General features: G+C 53.4%; 1 protein-coding gene and 1 tRNA gene. Both read left to right on the top strand.

What is annotated here, in order from left to right; translation table 11 throughout:
- Window positions 1–39 precede the first annotated feature (39 nt).
- A tRNA-Thr gene (locus tag H6F43_RS00595) sits at window positions 40–112 on the top strand.
- Window positions 113–352: 240 nt separating this feature from the next.
- Window positions 353–1,518: cytochrome P450 (locus H6F43_RS00590; RefSeq protein WP_190340099.1), on the top strand; the 1,166-nt coding region annotated here is incomplete at its 3' end.

Genomic DNA, 1,518 nt, shown 5'->3' with positions numbered 1-1,518 from the left:
GCCGCCTGCTTCAGAATTCTGCTATTGTTTTATTGGTACGCTGGTGTAGCTCAGTTGGTAGAGCAGCTGATTTGTAATCAGCCGGTCGCAAGTTCGAGTCTTGTCACCAGCTTTTTGTACATTCACAGATTAATGCTGCTTTTTGGCAGAGACGCGATCGACTTCGGCGCGTAATATAACGTACTAACAAAGCAGTAGTGGGCGATCTGCTAACTTAGCAGCTTGTGCAATCAGGGTCAGTCGAATGATAAATCCTGCGCGATCGGCTGAGGATTCAGTTGCCTGCGGAGCAGTGGTTAACATGGAGAGACCCGCTTCCCTCAGACTCTAGTCTTGCAGACTCAACTGAACTATGGCTGACATTTCCACTCGATCGCTGAATGGTCCTCCCAAAACTCCATTCTGGCTACGTCGCCTCTGGGGACTACGATTCATCTTTCGCCCACTCGAAACCCTAGAGGCTCGCACTCAAGCCTATGGCGATAATTACCGAGTGTCTCCGCCTGACTCTAAACCCGCCTTGGTCTACTTCAGCAGTCCTGAGGCACTCGAAGCGATCTTCACGGCTAAGCCTGAGCAACTAAGCGCCGGACGAGGCAATAGCATTCTTACAGCGCTCTTGGGAGAGCATGGCATTGTTCTGCTCGAAGGCGCAGCGCACCAGCGTCAACGCCAGTTGTTGATGCCACCTTTTCACGGCGATCGCATGCGGTCTTACGCTCAGGTGATTCAAGAAATTACAGAGCAGGTGATGAGCCAGTGGACAATCGGCACAACCTTCTCGGCGCGTCCTGTCATGCAGTCGATTTCCTTGCAGGTGATTCTGCGGGCGGTGTTTGGTCTTGAGAGTGGGCAGCGCTATGAGCAGTTGCGGCACTTGCTCGGTCGGATGCTCGATGGCTTTGGCTCTCCCGTCGGCTCCGTCTTTTTGTTCTACCGCTTCTTGCAACAGGATTGGGGCGCTTGGAGTCCGTGGGGGCGGTTTTTGCGGCTGCGGCAGCAAGTGGATAAATTGCTCTATGCCGAAATTGCCGATCGTCGTCGTCAGCCTGATACGAACAGAACCGATATTTTGGCGTTGCTGATGGCAGCACGGGACGCAGAAGGGCAACCGCTAAGCGAGATTGAACTACGGGATGAGTTGGTGACGCTGCTGTTTGCGGGACACGAAACGACGGCTTCTGCCCTGGCTTGGGCGCTGTACTGGATTATCCACCTGCCTGAAGTGGGCACCAAGCTGTTAGCAGAAATTGAGGCGCTGGACCCCAAGGCTGATCCGATGACGATCTCGCGACTTCCTTATTTGAGTGCAGTGTGTCAGGAAACTCTCCGCCTCTACCCCATTGCGATCAGCGCGTTTCCACGCGTGGTCAAGCAGCCAATGGAGATTGCAGGCTACGCGTTAGAACCAGGTACCGTGATCATGCCCTCAATTTATTTGGCGCATCATCGCGCTATTGTTTATCCAGAACCCAAGAAATTCAAACCTGAGCGGTTTTTAGAGCGGCAGTTTTCGCC

The sequence above is a fragment of the Leptolyngbya sp. FACHB-36 genome, from assembly GCF_014695955.1.
GTDB lineage: Bacteria > Cyanobacteriota > Cyanobacteriia > Leptolyngbyales > Leptolyngbyaceae > FACHB-36.
Note: the sequence above shows the minus strand (reverse complement) of the source record. Positions and strands in the feature narration are given on the sequence as shown.